This window comes from Devosia sp. Root635 (genome assembly GCF_001427605.1).
In the GTDB taxonomy this organism is placed as follows: domain Bacteria; phylum Pseudomonadota; class Alphaproteobacteria; order Rhizobiales; family Devosiaceae; genus Devosia.
This window is the reverse complement of record NZ_LMGZ01000020.1, coordinates 124980-142207: the sequence shown is the minus strand read 5'-3', so window position 1 is coordinate 142207 and position 17228 is coordinate 124980. Positions and strand designations below refer to the sequence as shown.

Annotated in this window: 21 protein-coding genes and 1 pseudogene; 16 read left to right on the top strand and 6 right to left on the bottom strand. The window is 65.1% G+C overall.

Annotated features, from left to right (window positions below):
* Nucleotides 1–252: a DUF2249 domain-containing protein gene (locus ASD80_RS13630; protein ID WP_082555304.1), complete on the bottom strand. Its 252-nt coding sequence runs from the start codon at nucleotides 250–252 to the stop codon at nucleotides 1–3.
* A gap of 262 nt (nucleotides 253–514) precedes the next feature.
* Between ASD80_RS13630 and ccoN the strand changes: the two genes are divergently transcribed.
* Genes ccoN through ccoS form a run of 8 tightly spaced genes read left to right on the top strand, consistent with a single transcriptional unit; the run spans nucleotide 515 to nucleotide 7393 of the window.
* The gene (ccoN, locus tag ASD80_RS13625; protein ID WP_056233736.1) at nucleotides 515–2158 is read left to right on the top strand and encodes a cytochrome-c oxidase, cbb3-type subunit I; all 1644 of its coding nucleotides are present in this window, start codon (nucleotides 515–517) and stop codon (nucleotides 2156–2158) included.
* A gap of 4 nt (nucleotides 2159–2162) precedes the next feature.
* The gene (gene ccoO / locus ASD80_RS13620) at nucleotides 2163–2891 is read left to right on the top strand and encodes a cytochrome-c oxidase, cbb3-type subunit II (protein WP_056233734.1); all 729 of its coding nucleotides are present in this window, start codon (nucleotides 2163–2165) and stop codon (nucleotides 2889–2891) included.
* A complete protein-coding gene (locus ASD80_RS18545) occupies nucleotides 2891–3067 on the top strand; it encodes a cbb3-type cytochrome c oxidase subunit 3 (RefSeq protein ID WP_082555284.1) in 177 nt (58 codons plus the stop codon). Before ccoO ends, ASD80_RS18545 begins: the two co-directional genes overlap by 1 nt.
* The gene (gene ccoP, locus ASD80_RS13615; RefSeq protein ID WP_056233732.1) at nucleotides 3055–3939 is read left to right on the top strand and encodes a cytochrome-c oxidase, cbb3-type subunit III; all 885 of its coding nucleotides are present in this window, start codon (nucleotides 3055–3057) and stop codon (nucleotides 3937–3939) included. Before ASD80_RS18545 ends, ccoP begins: the two co-directional genes overlap by 13 nt.
* Nucleotides 3936–4151 carry a hypothetical protein gene (locus ASD80_RS13610; protein ID WP_056233730.1) on the top strand — a complete coding sequence of 72 codons (216 nt, stop codon included), beginning with the start codon at nucleotides 3936–3938 and terminating at the stop codon, nucleotides 4149–4151. Before ccoP ends, ASD80_RS13610 begins: the two co-directional genes overlap by 4 nt.
* 19 nt (nucleotides 4152–4170) lie before the next feature.
* Entirely contained in the window at nucleotides 4171–4974 is an 804-nt protein-coding gene (locus tag ASD80_RS13605) for a DUF2189 domain-containing protein (protein ID WP_056233728.1), read from the top strand.
* On the top strand, nucleotides 4971–7223 hold the full coding sequence (locus ASD80_RS13600) for a heavy metal translocating P-type ATPase (RefSeq protein ID WP_056233726.1): 2253 nt from the start codon (nucleotides 4971–4973) through the stop codon (nucleotides 7221–7223). The genes ASD80_RS13605 and ASD80_RS13600 overlap by 4 nt, the downstream gene beginning before the upstream one ends.
* The gene (gene ccoS / locus ASD80_RS18540) at nucleotides 7220–7393 is read left to right on the top strand and encodes a cbb3-type cytochrome oxidase assembly protein CcoS (RefSeq protein ID WP_082555283.1); all 174 of its coding nucleotides are present in this window, start codon (nucleotides 7220–7222) and stop codon (nucleotides 7391–7393) included. The genes ASD80_RS13600 and ccoS overlap by 4 nt, the downstream gene beginning before the upstream one ends.
* On the opposite strand, the gene ASD80_RS13595 is transcribed toward ccoS, so the two are convergent.
* On the bottom strand, nucleotides 7390–7845 hold the full coding sequence (locus ASD80_RS13595; protein WP_056233724.1) for a hypothetical protein: 456 nt from the start codon (nucleotides 7843–7845) through the stop codon (nucleotides 7390–7392). The two genes, ccoS and ASD80_RS13595, sit on opposite strands and share 4 nt — an antisense overlap.
* 138 nt (nucleotides 7846–7983) lie before the next feature.
* On the opposite strand from ASD80_RS13595, the gene ASD80_RS13590 reads away from it, so the two are divergent.
* From ASD80_RS13590 to hemN, 3 genes are read left to right on the top strand one after another with little or no spacing between them, the layout of a single operon-like run.
* Complete coding sequence (locus ASD80_RS13590) at nucleotides 7984–8430, top strand: hemerythrin domain-containing protein (RefSeq protein ID WP_162247365.1); 447 nt, start codon at nucleotides 7984–7986, stop codon at nucleotides 8428–8430.
* Complete coding sequence (locus tag ASD80_RS13585) at nucleotides 8427–9113, top strand: NnrU family protein (RefSeq protein WP_056233722.1); 687 nt, start codon at nucleotides 8427–8429, stop codon at nucleotides 9111–9113. The genes ASD80_RS13590 and ASD80_RS13585 overlap by 4 nt, the downstream gene beginning before the upstream one ends.
* Nucleotides 9110–10456, top strand: coding sequence for an oxygen-independent coproporphyrinogen III oxidase (gene hemN, locus ASD80_RS13580; RefSeq protein WP_056233720.1), 1347 nt, complete (start codon nucleotides 9110–9112; stop codon nucleotides 10454–10456). Before ASD80_RS13585 ends, hemN begins: the two co-directional genes overlap by 4 nt.
* Here the strand turns inward: hemN and ASD80_RS13575 are convergent.
* Both ASD80_RS13575 and ASD80_RS13570 read right to left on the bottom strand, forming a co-directional pair.
* Nucleotides 10453–11019: a UbiX family flavin prenyltransferase gene (locus ASD80_RS13575; protein WP_056233715.1), complete on the bottom strand. Its 567-nt coding sequence runs from the start codon at nucleotides 11017–11019 to the stop codon at nucleotides 10453–10455. The genes hemN and ASD80_RS13575 overlap by 4 nt on opposite strands.
* Nucleotides 11016–12524, bottom strand: coding sequence for a UbiD family decarboxylase (locus ASD80_RS13570; RefSeq protein ID WP_056233713.1), 1509 nt, complete (start codon nucleotides 12522–12524; stop codon nucleotides 11016–11018). The genes ASD80_RS13575 and ASD80_RS13570 overlap by 4 nt, the downstream gene beginning before the upstream one ends.
* A 106-nt stretch (nucleotides 12525–12630) precedes the next feature.
* Here ASD80_RS13570 and ubiT point away from each other — a divergent pair, with 106 nt between their 5' ends.
* From ubiT to ASD80_RS13545, 5 genes are read left to right on the top strand one after another with little or no spacing between them, the layout of a single operon-like run.
* Nucleotides 12631–13125: a ubiquinone anaerobic biosynthesis accessory factor UbiT gene (gene ubiT / locus ASD80_RS13565; protein ID WP_056233712.1), complete on the top strand. Its 495-nt coding sequence runs from the start codon at nucleotides 12631–12633 to the stop codon at nucleotides 13123–13125.
* Between the two features lie 2 nt (nucleotides 13126–13127).
* Entirely contained in the window at nucleotides 13128–14105 is a 978-nt protein-coding gene (ubiU, locus tag ASD80_RS13560; protein WP_056233710.1) for a ubiquinone anaerobic biosynthesis protein UbiU, read from the top strand.
* Between the two features lie 5 nt (nucleotides 14106–14110).
* Complete coding sequence (gene ubiV, locus ASD80_RS13555; RefSeq protein WP_056233708.1) at nucleotides 14111–15037, top strand: ubiquinone anaerobic biosynthesis protein UbiV; 927 nt, start codon at nucleotides 14111–14113, stop codon at nucleotides 15035–15037.
* A complete protein-coding gene (locus tag ASD80_RS19095) occupies nucleotides 15034–15405 on the top strand; it encodes a hypothetical protein (protein ID WP_244489007.1) in 372 nt (123 codons plus the stop codon). The genes ubiV and ASD80_RS19095 overlap by 4 nt, the downstream gene beginning before the upstream one ends.
* Nucleotides 15402–15809: a YbaN family protein gene (locus tag ASD80_RS13545; protein ID WP_056233704.1), complete on the top strand. Its 408-nt coding sequence runs from the start codon at nucleotides 15402–15404 to the stop codon at nucleotides 15807–15809. Before ASD80_RS19095 ends, ASD80_RS13545 begins: the two co-directional genes overlap by 4 nt.
* Nucleotides 15810–16351: 542 nt before the next feature.
* Here the strand turns inward: ASD80_RS13545 and ASD80_RS19090 are convergent.
* Both ASD80_RS19090 and ASD80_RS13535 read right to left on the bottom strand, forming a co-directional pair.
* Nucleotides 16352–16462: an integrase core domain-containing protein gene (locus tag ASD80_RS19090; protein ID WP_413813380.1), complete on the bottom strand. Its 111-nt coding sequence runs from the start codon at nucleotides 16460–16462 to the stop codon at nucleotides 16352–16354.
* Nucleotides 16463–17223: pseudogene (locus ASD80_RS13535) on the bottom strand (Mu transposase domain-containing protein); the annotation flags it as partial.
* Nucleotides 17224–17228 lie beyond the last annotated feature (5 nt).

Here is a 17228-nt window from a genome sequence, read left to right as displayed (position 1 = left end):
TCAGGCCTCGGCCTGTCGGCCCAGCTCGACGCGCCAGACTTCCGGGCCGCTTTCGAGATAGGTCCAGGAGAACTGGCCGGGATATTCGGCCTGCAACTGGTAATGCAGGGGCTTGGGGTCGTGGTCATTGATGATGGTGAAGGATTCCCCGATCTCGAGCGCATGGGCCATGGCGAAGATGCGGGGATGGCGCTGGCCGGGCGGCACGATGCGGACATCGATGAAGGAGGGGAAAGCCTCGGTTTCGGACATGTCGGTCACTACTCCGTTCGGCCGCATACAGGAGGAGCGCCGGGCAGCGGCCAGAACCCGGGCTGAACCATGGCTTAGCGCCATAAGGACCGCACCACTTTGTCGCCGGACAAACAAAACCACCGCGACAGGGCGGCACGGCGCGCACATGCGAGCGCGATAAGTCGCGGTCTTTGTCCTGGATCAAAGACCGGGGCGGTTTTTCCGCTACGGCTCGGCGGGAAGGCAGGCTTCGCGCCTGACGTTGAGGCAGGGCTAAAACATGATTGCAGATCTGACGCGGGCCGAGCGGCTTTGGGCCATGCTGATCCTGGGAGCGCTGGGGCTGATCGGACTGGCTATGGCCATTGGCGGTCGCAACGACCTGCTGGGCATCCATGGCTGGATCGTGCTGGCGGCAGGGTTGGGCGGCTTCATCGCCGTCATGCGCGGCCTGGACGCGCCCGAGCCCAGCGCGGAACGGCTCAACGAATATTACGATGCACCCACGCGCGTCGGCCTGATCCTGACGTTGCTCTGGGCGGTTGTTGGCATGGGCGTCGGCTTCTGGGTCGCGGCCCTGCTGGCCTGGCCGGACATGACATTCGACGTTCCCTGGCTGAGCTTTGGCCGCCTGCGTCCGGTCCATACATCAGGCGTCATTTTCGGCTTCGGCGGCAATGCGCTGATCGCCACCTCGTTCCATGTGCTGCAGCGCACCACCCGCGCGCGCCTGCCCGACCAGATCAGCCCGTGGTTCGTGCTGCTGGGCTACAACCTCTTCTGCATCATTGCCGCCAGCGGCTATCTGATGGGCCTGACCCAGTCCAAGGAATATGCCGAGCCCGAATGGTATGCCGATATCTGGCTGGTGGTGGTCTGGGTGGTCTATTTCGCCATCTATATGCGCACCCTCGCCCGCCGGAAGGAGCCGCATATCTATGTGGCCAACTGGTACTACATGGCCTTCATCCTGGTCGTGGCGATCCTGCATATCGTCAACAACCTGGCCGTGCCGATCTCGCTGGGCAGCGCCAAATCCTATTCGCTGTTCTCGGGCGTGCAGGATGCCATGACCCAGTGGTGGTACGGCCATAACGCGGTGGCCTTCTTCCTCACCGCGGGCTTCCTGGGCATGATGTATTACTACCTGCCCAAGCGCGCCGGCCGGCCGATCTTCTCCTACCGGATGTCAATCATCAGCTTCTGGGGCATCACCTTCATGTATATGTGGGCCGGCTCGCACCACCTGCATTATACCGCCCTGCCCCATTGGGTGCAGACGCTGGGCATGGCCTTCTCGGTCGTGCTGCTGGTGCCGAGCTGGGCTTCGGCGGGCAATGCCCTGCTGACGCTGAACGGCGCCTGGCACAAGGTGCGCGACGACGCCGTGCTCCGCTTCATGGCCCTGGCCGCGATCTTTTACGGCATTACCACGTTCGAAGGCTCGTTCATGGCCATTCGCGCGGTGAACTCGCTCAGCCATTATACCGACTGGACCATCGGCCATGTGCATGCCGGGGCGCTGGGCTGGGTGGCCATGATCACCTTCGGCTCGCTCTATTCAATCGTGCCGTCCATGTTCAGGCGCGAGCGCATCTATTCGCAGAAGCTGGTCGAGGTTCACTTCTGGCTCGCCCTGTCGGGCACCGTCATCTACGTCTTCGCCATGTGGAATTCGGGCGTCATCCAGGGCCTGATGTGGCGCACCTATACCGAGAGCGGCGGCCTGACCTATTCGTTCATCGACAGCCTCGTGGCCATGCACCCCTATTACATCGCCCGCGCCTTCGGCGGCCTGCTATTCCTGCTCGGCGCGCTGACCGCCCTCTACAATGTTGTGATGACCATCCGCATGCCGGCTCCAGCCGCCGATGACGCCGCACTCGACATTCCCGCCAAGCCCGCCTTGCAAGCCGGAGAATAGACCCATGTTCGGCCTACACTATAATCTCGAACGCAGCGCGGTCGGCCTTGTCGCCTTCATCGTCCTCGTCGCCTCGATCGGCGGCCTGATCGAGATCGCGCCGCTCTTCACCATCGACGAAACGGTGGAGGAAGCGCCCGACATGCGCGTCTATACTCCGCTCGAAGTGGCCGGGCGCAACATCTATATCCGCGAAGGATGCTATGCCTGCCACAGCCAGATGATCCGCACGCTGCGCGACGAAGTCGAGCGCTATGGGCCTTATTCGCTGGCGGTGGAGTCGAGCTACGACCATCCCCAGCTCTGGGGTTCCAAGCGCACCGGGCCGGACCTGGCGCGGCTGGGCAACAAATATTCCGACGCCTGGCACACCATCCACCTCAACAACCCGCGCGACGTCGTGCCCGAATCCAAGATGCCGGCCTATCGCTGGCTGCTGCGCGCGCAGCTCCATACCGATGACCTGGGCGAACATCTGGCGGCTTTGCGCGCCGTGGGGGTGCCCTATACCGACGAGCAGATCGCCAATGCACCGCTCGACGCCTATGGCCAGGCCAACCCCGACAGTGCCGCTGCCGGCGGCGTGGCCAAGCGCTATGGCGACGCCACCAATATCCGCCTGTTCGACGGCGAGGCGACGCGCCTCACCGACATGGATGCGCTGGTCGCCTATCTCCAGGTGCTCGGCAACCTGACCGACGCCGCCCATCAACCCCAGCCGGAGGCCGAATAATGCCATTCGACCACGACACCGTCGTCGGCTTTTCCAAGTCGTTCGGCCTGTTCTATCTCGTCGCGCTCAGCGTGATCGCTTTGGTGTGGACCTATTGGCCCTCCAACAAGAAGGGCTTTGACGAAGCGGCAAAGCGCCCCGTGCTCGAAGAGGAGGACCGGCCATGGCGGGGTTGATCGAACGCGACAAGGTCTCGGGGCAGACCACGACCGGGCATGAATGGAACGGCATCAAGGAACTCAATACCCCGGTTCCGCGCCTGCTCTGGGCCTTCCTCATCACCGCGACCATCTTTTCCGTCACCTGGACGGTGCTCATGCCGAGTTGGCCAGGCATCAACGGCTACTTCCGAGGCCTCCTGGGGGTGGACCAGCGCGTGGCCGTGACACAGAGCGTCACCGAGGCTGCGGTTGAGCGGGAAAGCTGGACCAGCCGCATCGACAGCGAGGATTTCGCCGCCATCCAGGCCGATGACGCGCTGATGGCCATCGTGCGGGAAACCGGCGCGGCCCTGTTCGGCGACAATTGCGCCGCCTGCCATGGCACCAATGCCCGCGGCACGCCGGGCTTCCCCAATCTCGTCACCGCCCCAACCATGTGGGGTGACGATCCCGAAACCGTGGCCGAGACCATCCGCGTCGGCATCAACGGCACGAGCCCGGAAACGCGCTATGCCCAGATGCTGGCCTTCGGCCGCGACCATATGCTGGAACGCGCCGATATCGACGCCGTGGTGAGCTATGTCGAGACCCTGTCGCAGCCCGAACTGGCCGCCGGCATGGATGCCGACACCCTGGCCTATGGCGGCGAAGTCTTCGCGGCCAATTGTGCCGGCTGCCATGGCGAGGATGCCCGGGGCATGACCGATACCGGGACACCCAACCTCACCGACCAATACTGGACCTATGGCGGCGACCGCGCCAGCATCCGCCACTCGGTCTATCACGGCCGCGCGGGTACCATGCCATCGTGGGAAGGGCGCCTGTCGCCCACCCATATCAAGCTGCTGACGCTCTATGTTCTCGACCTCAGGGCCAATGAGCAATGAGCGCGCCCGCGGCCACGCATGACAATGACGACCGGCGCCGGCGCAGCACGCGCCGCATGCTGACCATCGCCGCCATCGTGATCGTCGGCGTGCTGCTGGCCGCCAATGCCCACCTTGTCTATGTCGCCTTCTCCTCGCAGCCCGACTGCGTGGCCCATCTCAAGGGCGAGGGCGACCACGGCACCTATCGCGCCGCCAAATCGGCCTGCTGACCAGTAAAGGGAACCGCCCATGGCCAAGACGCTGCACCCCATTCCCGCCCATGTGGCACCCCTGCCCAAGGCGGTCGATCATAACCGGCACCTGCCCGCCAGCGCCGCTTTCCGCTGGCTGGCTTTGGGCTGGCGGGACCTCTGGACCCATCCGATGCCCAGCCTGCTCTATGGGCTGGGCGTGGCTCTGCTCTCCCTGCTGGTCATCGCCGCCATGGTCAATTTCGGCTGGGCGCAGATATTGTTTCCCGCTTTGTCGGGGTTTCTCGTCGTCGGGCCTCTGCTGGCCACCGGGCTCTATGAAAAGAGCCGGCGGCTGGAAGCGGGTGAACCCGTCTCGCTCTGGCGCATGCTGTTTCCCGGCCGCGGCGCGGGCGCCCACCTGCTGTTTGTCGGGGCGATCCTGCTGACGCTCATGCTGGTCTGGATGCGCGCCGCCGTGCTGCTCTATGCGCTGTTCTTCGGCTGGCGGCCTTTCCCCGGCTTCGACCATATCGTCGCCATGCTGTTCACCACGCCGACGGGTCTGGCCATGCTGGTCACCGGCACGGCGATCGGCGGGCTCTTCGCTGCCTTCTCCTTTGCCATCAGCGCCTTTTCCATTCCCATGCTGCTCGACAAAAAGCTCGACGCCTTCTCGGCCATGGCCATGTCCATGTCGCTGGTGTGGAACAACCTGCCCGCCGCTTTGCTCTGGGGCGCCATCATCCTGCTGCTGACCCTGCTGAGCCTGGGCACGGCTTTGATCGGGCTCATCATCATCTTCCCGCTGCTCGGCCATGCCACCTGGCATGCCTATGCGGCGGTGCGCGACGAGAAATGAGCTGCTGCCTGCCACCGCCTGAATTCATCGAGGCCGCTGCCGGCCCGATCCGGCGCGGCCCGTCGGATGACGAAATCCGGCTGGCCAGCCGTGACCTCGGCAAGGGCATGCGCCAGATCGACCTGTCGGTGCCGGCAGTGCATTGCGGCGGCTGCATCCAGACCATCGAAAAGGCGCTGAACGCGCTCGAGGGGGTGGAGTCGGCACGGGTGAACCTCTCGACCAAGCGCGTGGCCATTCGCTGGCCCGAGGGGCGCGCACTGCCGCCCATGGTCGAGACATTGGTCGGGCTCGGCTATGAGCCCCATCTCTACGAGACCGAGGATAGCCAGAAGGACCGCACCCTGCCCGGCCTGATCCGGGCGCTGGCGGTGGCCGCCTTTGCCTCGATGAATATCATGATGCTGTCCGGCTCCGTCTGGTCGGGCGCCGACGGCGCGACACGCGACATCCTGCACTGGATCTGCGCCGGGTTGACCCTGCCGGCTCTGCTCTATTCGGGCCGCGTCTTCTACCGCTCGGCCTGGAACGCCATAAGCCATGGTCGCACCAATATGGATGTGCCGATCACCATCGGCATCGCTTTGGCCTTTGCGCTGAGCCTCTACGACACGATCCATTCGGGGCAGGAGGTCTATTACGATGCGACGGTCTCGCTGATCTTCTTCCTGCTGATCGGACGTACGCTTGACCATGTGATGCGCGAACGCGCTCGCACCGCGGTCAAGGGCCTGGCAAAACTCGCTCCGCGCGGCGCGCTGGTGCTCGGCGACAATGGCGCCCCGGAATATCTGCCTTTGCGCGAGATCATGCCCGGCATGACGATCCTGCTGGCGGCCGGCGAGCGCGTGCCGGTCGATGCGGTGGTGCTGAGCGGCGCATCGGACCTCGACCGGAGCCTGATCAGCGGGGAAAGCCTTCCGGTGGCGGCCGAGGCGGGCACCCGGCTTGAAGCCGGGGTGCTGAACCTTACCGGGCCGCTGACCATAAGCGCCGAGGCGGGGGAGCAGGATTCGACGCTGGCGCAGATGGTGCGGCTGATGGAAGTGGCCGAAAGCGGGCGCAACCGCTATCGCCGCATTGCCGACCGCGCCGCCGAACTCTATTCGCCAATCGTGCATCTGGCAGCCTTCGTGGCATTCCTCGGTTGGATGGCTTTCAATGGCGACCTGCATAATGCCGTCACCGTGGCCATTGCGGTGCTCATCATCACCTGCCCCTGCGCGCTCGGCTTGGCCGTGCCCATGGTGCAGGTCGTGGCGGCGCGGCGCCTGTTCGATGCCGGCATCATGGTCAAGGATGGCTCGGCGCTGGAGCGGCTGGCCGAGGTGGACAGCGTGGTCTTCGACAAGACGGGCACGCTGACCCTGGGTTCGCCGCAATTGCTCGACCTGGGCGATATCGCGCCGGAAACACTGGCGCAGGCTGCGGCGCTGGCGGCCCATTCGCGCCACCCCTATTCGCGCGCCATCACCAGGGCAGGCGCGGGCCTCGGCGCCATGCCGGGCTTCACCACTATCAGCGAGTTGCCCGGATTTGGCGTTGAGGCCCTGCTGGGCGATGACCGCTACCGCCTTGGTCGCGCCGACTGGGCCTTGTCGGATGCGGAGGGTGCCGGTGGCACGGTACTGAGCCGCAATGGCATGGAACTGGCCCGCTTCGCCTTTGCCGATGGTTTGCGGGCCGGTGCGCACAGCGCGGTCTCTGCCTTGCGCGAAGCCGGGCTCGCGGTCGAGATCGTCTCGGGTGATACCAGCGCCGCCGTCGCTGATGTGGCGATTGAACTGCATATTGCCGACAGTGCGGGTGGCGTGCTGCCGGGTGGCAAGGCCGACCGTATCGCCGCCCTGCGGGTCGAAGGCCGCAAGGTGCTCATGGTGGGCGATGGGCTCAACGACGCCCCGGCTTTGATGGCGGCCCATGTGTCCATGGCGCCGTCGAGCGCCGTCGATGTGGGGCGCAGCGCCGCCGATTTCGTCTTCCTGCACGATGATTTGTCGGCCGTGCCGCTGGCTTTGGCCGTGGCGCGCGATGCCGGGCGGCTAGTGCGGCAGAATTTTGCGCTCTCGGCGCTCTACAATGCCATCGCCCTGCCCATCGCCATTGCCGGCTATGTCAATCCGTTCATTGCCGCCATCGCCATGTCGCTGTCGTCCATTGTCGTGGTGCTGAACGCCTTGCGGTTGGGTTGGGGCGGCTATCGCTTCTATCGCTGGCCGCTGCACCAGGCCGTGGCGGTGCGGCCATGAGCGACTTTTTCTACCTGATCCCCATTTCGATCGTCCTGGGGGCCATTGGGCTCGTTGTGTTCCTCTGGACGCTGCGGGATGGGCAATATGACGATCTCGACGGCGCCGCCGAACGGATTCTCTATGAGGATGACGAGCCGCGCCGCGACCAGCAGAAGAACAATTCCTAGATACCGCTCATCAGTGCGCCGGCGGCCAGCCGTGACTGGACCTTGAGCAGGAGCCGCTGGCGCATCACGCCATCATGGATGACCACGTCCTTGAGCAGCCGCGCCAGCGCATCGCTGACTTCCGCCACCACGGCGGCGCTATGCAGCGGCAGGACGACCAGGGCGCAATCGAGCAGGATATCGGTCAACTGATCGATCGTCGCGGCATCGAGCATGCGGATGGATCTGGCCAGCCAGTCGCCATCCACGTCGGGGCGCTTCTCCAGGAACAGAGTTGCCTGCAGAAAGGATGCCGCCGCCGCTTCCGCCTCTTCCCAGCGATTACCCACCAGCCGGTCCATGGCCGGGCGCAGGGTCGGATTGCGTCGCACCCGCTCGCTGAACTCCGCGACCAGCGCGGCGAGATCGGCTTCATCGAAATAAACGGAGGGGGCGAAGGGTGGAAAGGGCATGAATGGCGACGTCTCGACTGGCTTCCGGCATGGCACACTCTAGCCCGCCAAACCATGGTGAAGTTGATCGGGGTCAAACGCCGGAGGCTTTTGTCCTGCTAGGATGACAGGAATGACAGGCGGTCAGGGGGGTCGATCGTGGTGCCGAAGGGCAGGGCAGGACAGTTGGAGCAGAACTATCAGAGCCTGCTCGACCTTTGCGATGCGCTGGAGGCGATTGCCGACAGCCTGCCCCATCCCGACGCGCGCCTGTGCCTGGCGACGGCCGATGCGCTCGAAGCGCTGGTCGAGGATACCCATAAGCTGGAGGAAGCCGTCCTGTTTCCCATTCTCGTGGCATCGCGCCGCCCCGAACTGGATCGGACCATGGCGCGGCTGCGGCGGGAGCACCTCTCCGACAGCGACACGGTGGGCGAGGTGAGCGAGGCCCTGCAGAGCTTCGTCGCGGGCCACTCGACGCTGTCGCCAGACGCGGTGGGCTATCTGCTGCGGTCCTTCTTCGGCAGCATGCGCCGGCATGTGCATGGCGAAATCGAACTGCTTCGGTTGTTCCTGCCCGATGCGGAAGGAAAGAGCATCAATTGACCCAGTTTCTTCTCGCGCTGGTCCTGTTCCTGGCGCTGCATATGGTGCCCGCCATTCCCGCCTTGCGAGCCACGCTCGTCGCGGCGGTGGGACGACGGGCCTATCTCGTGGTCTATTCGCTGGTTTCGCTGCTGACGTTGGCCTGGCTGTTCCATGCCGCCTTGCAGCTCGATTTCGTGCCCCTCTGGGACCCGGCGCCCTGGCAGGCCTGGTTTCCGCTGGTGCTGATGCCGATCGCATTGGTGTTGCTGCTGGCGGGGCTGTTGAGCCCCAATCCGGCCTCGATCACCTTGCGCAAACCGGACCTCAGGCCGGGCGCCATCACCACGGTGACCCGCCATCCGGTGCTGTGGGGCTTTGCGCTGTGGGCCGGTAGCCATCTGGTGCCCAATGGCGATCTGCGCAGCCTGTTGCTGTTCGGCGCGCTCCTGGCTTTTGCCTTGCTCGGCATGGCCATCACCGATCGGCGCTCGCGCCGCAGGCTGGGGGCGCAATGGGCGGAGATTGCCCGCACGACCTCGGTTTTGCCGTTTGCCGCGGTGCTGGTTGGTCGCACGAAGCTGCGCTTCGACCTTGCGCTGGCCATCGCCATTCTCACTAGCGCCGCGCTCACCGCCTGGTTACTGCTGGGTGGCCATGCCGTGCTGTTTGGTGCCGACCCATTGGCGATGGCCACGACATGACAACCGACCTGATCGAGCGCTATTCGGCCCCCGTGCCGCGCTATACGAGCTATCCCACGGCGCCGCATTTTCATGCCGGCATCACGCCGGACACCTATGCACGCTGGCTGGGCGAGGTGCCGAACGCGGCGACTATCTCACTTTATCTGCACATCCCCTATTGTGACCGGCTGTGCTGGTTCTGCGGCTGCCACACCAAGCACACCTTACGCTATGAGCCGATCGCCCAATACCTGCTGGCGCTTTATGCCGAGATCGACTGGGTATCGGCGCAGCTGGCCGGCCGGGGCAGGGTGACCGCCATCCATCTCGGCGGCGGCTCGCCCACCATGCTTTCGGCGGCGGATATGGCGGCGCTCAAAGCGCGGCTGGCGGATCGCTTCGCCATCGCCCGCGATGCCGAGATCAGCATCGAGATCGATCCCAACGACCTGGGCGAAGACCGCTTCGATGCCATGGCCGATTTCGGGCTGACGCGGGCCAGCGTGGGCGTGCAGGATTTCGACCCGCGCGTACAGAAGGCCATCAACCGCATCCAGACTTTCGAGCAGACTCAACACGTTATCGACCAGGTTCGGGCGCGAGGTGTGCATTCGGTCAATGTCGATGTGCTCTATGGCCTACCCTACCAGACGCTCTCCAGCATCGAGGCAACCATCGCGCAAGTGCTGTCGCTGAGACCCGACCGCACGGCCCTGTTCGGCTATGCCCATGTGCCCTGGATGAAGAAGCACCAGCAGATGATCCCCGATGCGGCCTTGCCCGATGTTAGCGCGCGTTTTGCCCAGTCCCGGCTGGCGGCAAGCCTGCTCGATTCTGGTGGTTTGCATCCTGTTGGCTTCGATCATTTCGCGCGGGAGAACGACAGCCTCGCCATTGCGGGCAGAACCGGGAAATTGCGGCGCAATTTCCAGGGCTATACCGATGACCGGGCGGATTTGCTGATCGGGCTCGGCGCATCGTCGATCGGGCAGTTGCCGCAGGGCTATGTGCAGAACGTCACGCCGACAGGCGAATACCAGAAGGCTGTGCTGGCCGGTAGTGGCGCCACGGCGCGCGGCTTCGCGCTCGGTCCGGCCGACCGGTTGCATGGCTTTGCCATCGAGGCGCTGCTGTGCCGTTTCGCATTGACGCGGAATGAGCTGCGGATTTTTGGTGCGGCGGGTGAGGCGCTGTTTGAGACAGCCCGCGGTATCGCCGCCGCGGATGCGGACGGGCTGACAACTGCCGACGCGGAGTACTTCAGCGTGACCGCACTCGGCCGGCCCTTCGTTCGGGCCATTGCGGCAAAATTCGACACCTATCTGGCGCAGGGCACGGCGCGCCATTCGCTGGCCGTCTAGCCCTGCCATTCCCTTGCCAGTGGCGCTACGGGGAGACCTAGCAGGTCTATGGCGCGGGCGGCGAGTTGGTCGACGATGTCGGCGACGCTGGCGGGGCGATGGTAGAAGGCCGGCACCGGCGGCATGACAATGGCGCCCATTTCGGTGACGGCCACCATATTGCGCAAATGCCCCAGATGCAGCGGCGTTTCACGCGCCACCAGCACCAGCCGGCGGCGCTCCTTAAGATGCACATCGGCCGCCCGCACGATCAGATTGTCGGCAATGCCGGAGGCGATGGCGGCCAGCGAGTGCATTGAGCAGGGCGCGACCAGCATGCCAGTCGAACCGAAGGAGCCGCTGGCAATGCTGGCGCCGATATCGTCGACCGGGTGAACCACATCGGCCAATGCACGGAGCCTGACGGCGGCATCGGGGCCTACTTCATGCGCCAGGGTCCGTTCGGCGGCCTGCGACACCACAAGGTGAATTTCCACGTCCGGCAGCGCATGCAGCAATTCGGCGGACCGCAGCCCGATGGCGGCGCCGGATGCCCCGGTCATGGCAAGGACCACGCGTGTCATGGCAGGTTCAGTTCGTGCCAGATGACATCGACGCGCGTCGTTACTTCAGGCGTCATGGCCAGCACGCGGCCCCAGTCGCGGCTGGTTTCGGGGCTCAGCTTGTTAGTGGCGTCGAGCCCCAGCTTGCCGCCCAGGCCCGGGCTGGGCGAGGCGAAATCGAGATAGTCGATGGGCGTATCGGGCACGACGACAAGATCGCGCGGCGCATCAAACCGCGTGGCCAGCGCCCACATGACGTCTTCCCACTTGCGGATGTCGATATCGCCATCCACCACAATGATGAGCTTGGTATAGCTGAACTGCGGCAGCATGGACCACAGGCCGAGCATGAGCCGCCGCGCCTGGCCGGGATAGCGCTTGTCGATGGAGACGACCATGGCGCGATAGGAACAGGCCCCGGGCGGCAGGTGCAGGTCGATGATTTCGGGGAATTGCCGGCGGGCCAGCGGCGCGAAAAGAGGCGTCATCGCCTCGCCCAGCCGGGACGGCTCGTCGGGCGGGCGGCCGGTATAGGTCGAGAGATAGATGGGCTTGTCGCGCATGGTGATGGCGCTGAGCGTCATCACCGGGAAGGGTTCGACGCTGTTGTAATAACCGGTGTGATCGCCATAGGGCCCCTCGGGCGCCGTCTCGCTGGCCGAGACATGGCCCTCGAGCACGATTTCGGCGTGTGCCGGCACCGGCAGCGGCACCGTCTTGCCCGTGGCGACTTCGGTGCGGCGGCGGCGCAGCAGGCCGGCAAAACCCAGTTCGCTCATGCCCTCGGGCAGCGGCATGACGGCGGCAAGGATCGTGGCCGGATCGGCGCCGATGGCGACGGCCACCGGCATGTCGCGCCCTTGTCTTTGCCACATGCGATGATGCCGCGCCCCGCCGCGATGCGCCAGCCAGCGCATGATGACGCGGTTTGGCCCCAGCACCTGCATGCGATAGATGCCGACATTGATGTCATCTGGGTCATCGGGCGCTGACGTGATGACCAGCGGCCAGGTGATGAGCGGCGCGGGCTCGCCCGGCCAGCACCACTGAATGGGCAGGCGGCCGAGATCCATCGCCTCGCCCGTCAGCACCCGGCTCTGGCTGGGCGCACGATCGACCTGACGCAGCCGCATGTTGAGCGCGCCCGCCAGCATGCCGCGCTGCGCCCAGGCCTGTTTCAACCCGCGCGGCGGGCGGGGATTGCGTAGGTCGGCTAGAGCCTCGCCCAGTTCAGGCATGGCACCGGGCGCGATGCCCATGCCCCAGGCGATGCGTTCCTGCGTGCCGAAGAGGTTGACCAGCACCGGCATCTCACCGACCCGTCCCGCCGCATCCACCGGCCGCTCGACTAGCAGCGCCGGTCCGCCGGCAAGCAGCACGCGACGGTGAACCTCGGTGAGGTCATGCACCAGGCTCACCGGCTTTTCGATCCGGTGCAGGCGCCCGCGCCGTTCCAGTGCATCGAGAAAGCCACGCAGGTCGGTCGCGGGGGGAAAGGCGCTTTCGCGCGGGAGGGCGGTGCTCATGCGCGCGACGATAGGGATGCTGCGCGCGCAGTCCTTGCGCCAGCGCAAAGTATTGGCGGCCGGGCCGGCCTAGCTTGAGCGTGTCGCAACCTGCCGGAGGCCCCGCATGATCCTGCCCAAAGCCATTTCGCAGCCGATCAATCGCCTGCCCCTGCCGGTCATCCAGCGGGGCACGAAACTGGTGTTCAACCAGATGCTGCGCCAGCATCCGACCCTTTTCGACCGGCTGGGCGATCATGCCACCAAGAGCTTCCGCTTTACCCCAGCCGATCTGAACCTGAGCTTCCTTATCGTGCCGGCGCGGCGCAGTATCACCGTGTCGCGCAAATCGGCCCGCATGCCGGCCGATGCCTCGGCGGGTGGACCGCTGCTGACCCTGCTGGCGCTGCTGGAAGGGCGGATCGACGGCGACGCCATGTTCTTTGCCCGCAGCCTGTCCATCTCCGGCGACATGGAGGCCATGCTGGCCCTGCGCAATGCGCTTGATGACAGCGGGTTCGACCTGCCGCGCGACCTGGGCAAGGCCGCCGGGCCGTTTGCACCACTGGTCACGCGGCTGGCCGAAATGGTCCGCCAGCGGGCCCTGGTCGGGTTGGTCTAGCCATGGAACTGATCTGCCCCGCCGGCACGCCCGCCGCCTATCGCGAAGCCGTCGATGCCGGCGCCGACGCGGTCTATTGCGGCTTCCGCGACGAAACCAATGCGCGCAACTTCCCCGGCCTCAATTTCACCCGCGAGGAGCTGGCCGCCTCCATCGCCTATGGCAAGGCGCGGAATGTCCAGACCTATGTGGCGCTCAACACTTTCATGCGGGCCGGCGCGGAACGGCTCTGGTACAAAGCCGCCGACGATGCCGTGCTTCTGGGCGCCGATGCGCTGATCGTCGCCGACCTGGCGCTGATGGCCTATATTTCCGAGACCCATCCGCGGCAGCGCCTGCATGTCTCGGTGCAGGCCTCGGCCTCCAATGCCGATGCCATCAATTTCCTGGTGCAGACCTTTGGCGCCAAGCGCCTGGTGCTGCCCCGCGTGCTCACGGTCGCCGATATTGCGGCGCTCGCGCCCAAGGTCGCCTGCGAGCTGGAAGTCTTCGCTTTTGGCGGGCTCTGCGTCATGGCGGAGGGGCGCTGCTCGCTCTCGTCCTACGCCACGGGCCTGTCGCCCAACATGCAGGGCGTCTGCTCGCCGGCCAGCCATGTGCGCTACCGCGAGGACGGCGAGGAGATGGTGTCCGAACTGGGCGGCTATACGATCAACCGCTTCGGCGCCGACGAGCCGGCCGGCTATCCCACGCTGTGCAAGGGTCGCTTCCACATTGCCGATGACGGGGGCTATGCCTTCGAGGACCCTGTGAGCCTCGATGTCATGGAGCATCTCGACGCCCTGCGCGCTGCCGGCGTCACCGCGCTCAAGATCGAGGGGCGCCAGCGCGGCAAGGCCTATGTGGCCGAAGTCGTCTCGCGGCTGCGCCAGGCACTGGCCGCGACGCCCGAACAGCGCCCGGCTCTGCTCGCCCATCTCCGCCGCCTCAGCGAAGGCCAGCGGACCACGGCGGGCGCTTACGAAAAGAAGTGGCGGTGATCCCGATGGCTGGGAGGAACCTCCGGATCACCCTCGGTCCCGTCCCCTATCTGTGGGACGGCGAGGCTTGGCGCGACTTCTACTTCCGCATCGCCGACTGCGCATGGATTGATGCGGTAACTCTGGGTGAAGTGGTCTGCTCCAAGCGGCTCCACTTCACCCAGCCTTTTATCGACGCCGTGGCCAACCGCCTCGCCGATGCCGGCAAGGAAGTGGCCCTGGCCTCCATGGCCATGGTGACGCTGGAACGCGAGGCGATGCTGACCCGGAAGCTGGTCGAAGCCAGCCCATGGCCGGTGGAAGCCAACGATCTCTCGGCGCTGGGCCTCCTCTCGGGGCGGCCGCATCTCATCGGCCCCTTCGTCAATGTCTATAACGGCGCCACCGCCCGCATGCTGGCCAGCCGCGGCGCCACGCGGATATGCCTGGGGCCGGAATTGCCGCTGGCGTCCGTGACTGAAATCATCGGCGCTGCTTCCGGCGCGGATTTCGAGGTCTTTGCCTTCGGGCGCCTGCCGCTGGCCATTTCGGCGCGCTGCGCCCATGCCCGCGCCAAGGGCAACAGCAAGGACAATTGCCAGTTCGTCTGCCAGGACGATCCCGACGGGCTGGCGGTGGACACGCTCGATGGCCAATCCTTCCTGACGCTCAATGGCGTGCAGACCATGTCCCATACCTGCCAGGTGCTGCTGGCCGAACTGCCGGCCCTGCAGCAGGCGGGGGTGAGCCATATCCGCCTCTCCCCGCAGCATTGCGACATGGCTGATGTGGCCGAGGTCTTCGCCGCGGTCCGCGACGGACGGATCGATGCGGCGGAGGGCGAGGCAAGGCTGCGCGCCATCTATCCCGACGTGCCTTTCTCCAATGGCTTTCACCACGGCACGACCGGGGCCGCCTGGATTCCTGCCGCAACAGAACAGGTGCCAGCATGATGTATTATGGCCCGCCCTTGGCCATCGAGCGCGACGAGGACGCATCGGGCCTGACACGGCGCATCCGCAACCTCATCGGCACTGTGGCGCTCGATTGCGATTGCCGGCAGCGGGTCAATGACGCCCTGCAGCGCTTCGCCGCGCAGGAACAGCATCGCCACGACCGGCAATGCCTGATGGATGCGCGCCAGCAACGCGCCTCGATCGCCGCCCTGGTGGACCTGCTCGGCGAGCTGGAAGAGGTGACCTGGCAGGAGGGCGACCGCAGCGTCTTTGCCGAACTGGCCCATATCTTCGACGACATTGCCCGCATGGCGGCGCAGGGCTCGGCCGCCATGCAGATGATCTCGCGCGAGACGACGCCGTGACCCGGTTCCGCGTATTCTATTTCTTGACGGGCTGGGTCGCGCTCGGTCTGGGCGCCGCCGGAACAGTGCTGCCGCTGCTGCCCACCACGCCATTCCTGCTGGCCGCGGCATGGTGCTTCTGCCGCTCGTCGCCGCGCATGGCCGGCTGGCTGCTGGACCATCCCGTACTGGGAAAGCCGCTGCGGTCATGGCAGCGCGAGGGCGCCATTTCCACGCCGACCAAACTGGTGGCCGTAGCCAGTATGGCCATCGGCTATGGCTTCGCGATGCGTTTTAGCGAACTCGGATCGGTTCCGGCCAGCGGACTGGCTTTGCTCCTGCTGAGTGTCGCCGTCTTCATCGTGACCCGCCCCCGTCCGCTCCTGCCCAAGTCAATGGTCAATGTCGGTCGAGGCCGGAGTTAACTTCTGAATCATAGACGGTTGAAGTCTGAGCAGACCACAAGGACGCCCACCGCCTTGGCGCCAGACACGCATTTTGCGTCTTGAGCCACACTTGGGCGGACCAACGTCCGAGTATGTCTGGAGGACACCCCAAAGCTGTCGGTCCGCAGTCGGCCCCAAAACTGCCGGTTGTGGAGCGCTGCCCTCTTGGGCAGCAGTCAAGCCTTTGGAGCCTATGGGGGGCCGGTTTCAGGCGAAATTTGTCTGAACTTGTTGCTTTGTGCCCGAAACTGCGCGGCAAAATGATTCAAGAATCGATCACTTACGCTTACGCGCAGTTTGCGCACCGTCTAGGATAGTGACGGACGCCGAGCCTTAAGCACCTGAAGTTACTAAAGAATTTGGCGCACCCCCTGCGACATAGATGGGCACTGTAATTATTGGGAAATTTCGCTTCAACTGGATGCGAAGGACTGATGTACCGCAATAGGGCGGGTGTCAAAGTCGGAGAAGGTCGGGAGCCCCTCCGGTTTTGAGGAGAGTCCTTAGGTTGATGTTTGGCCCTATGCGGCCTGTATTTCCAGTGCCGTTTGCACGACGAACGCGTTGGGCGTGAGATTACCCAGCGAGGAGTGCGGTCTGTGGCTGTTGTAATCCTCCTTCCATGCGCTGATCCGGTCCCGCGCCTCGGGTACGCTGTAGTAGTTGCCGCCGATGGCAACGAACCCATCATGGCTGACCCGCCGCTCCAGCTTGAGCACCGCTCCAAAGGGTTGGTCGGGCAAGTTCTGCAGCTCGTTCTGTTCGGCGGCAAAGGCTTCGGCGACGATCCGTTGTGTCGTGCCATGGGTAAGGGCATTGGCAACGCTGCCGAGCCAGTCGATCAACTGGACGTTCATATCCTCGAGGTTGCGGAAGCGGCGAGCCTCTGCAGATCCTGGTGCAGCACATAGCGGGCAAACAGGAAGCGAGAGTGCCCGAGCACCAGGCTGAACAGCCAAACGATCCGGCTGGTACCCGGATCATCGGCGAACTCGACCACGAAGCGGGCAAAATCCACCTGGGCCTGCACGCCGGGCGGGGTTTCGAAACGCACCTCACACGGCTTGGGCTGGCCTTCGGGGCGGATCGCGGCAAGGTAACGCTTCACCGCGGTATAAGCGCCAGTGTAGCCAAGCTCTCGTACCTCCCGGGTCAGCCGCGCGGCGCTCAGTTCGGGAAACGCTGCCACGCGCTCGCTGAGAAAATTCAGATAGGGCGCCAGCTTGCTCGGCCTGCCGACGGAGCGTGGACCATAGCTCGGCGCTTCGATGCCTTGTTCGATGTATTTGCGCTTGGTCTTGGGATCGCGCCCGGTCCGCCGTGCGATCGCGGTGATGGACAGTCCTTGTCGATGCAGTTCCAAAATCATCATGAGTTCTCCAAGTCGGACCATCTGCC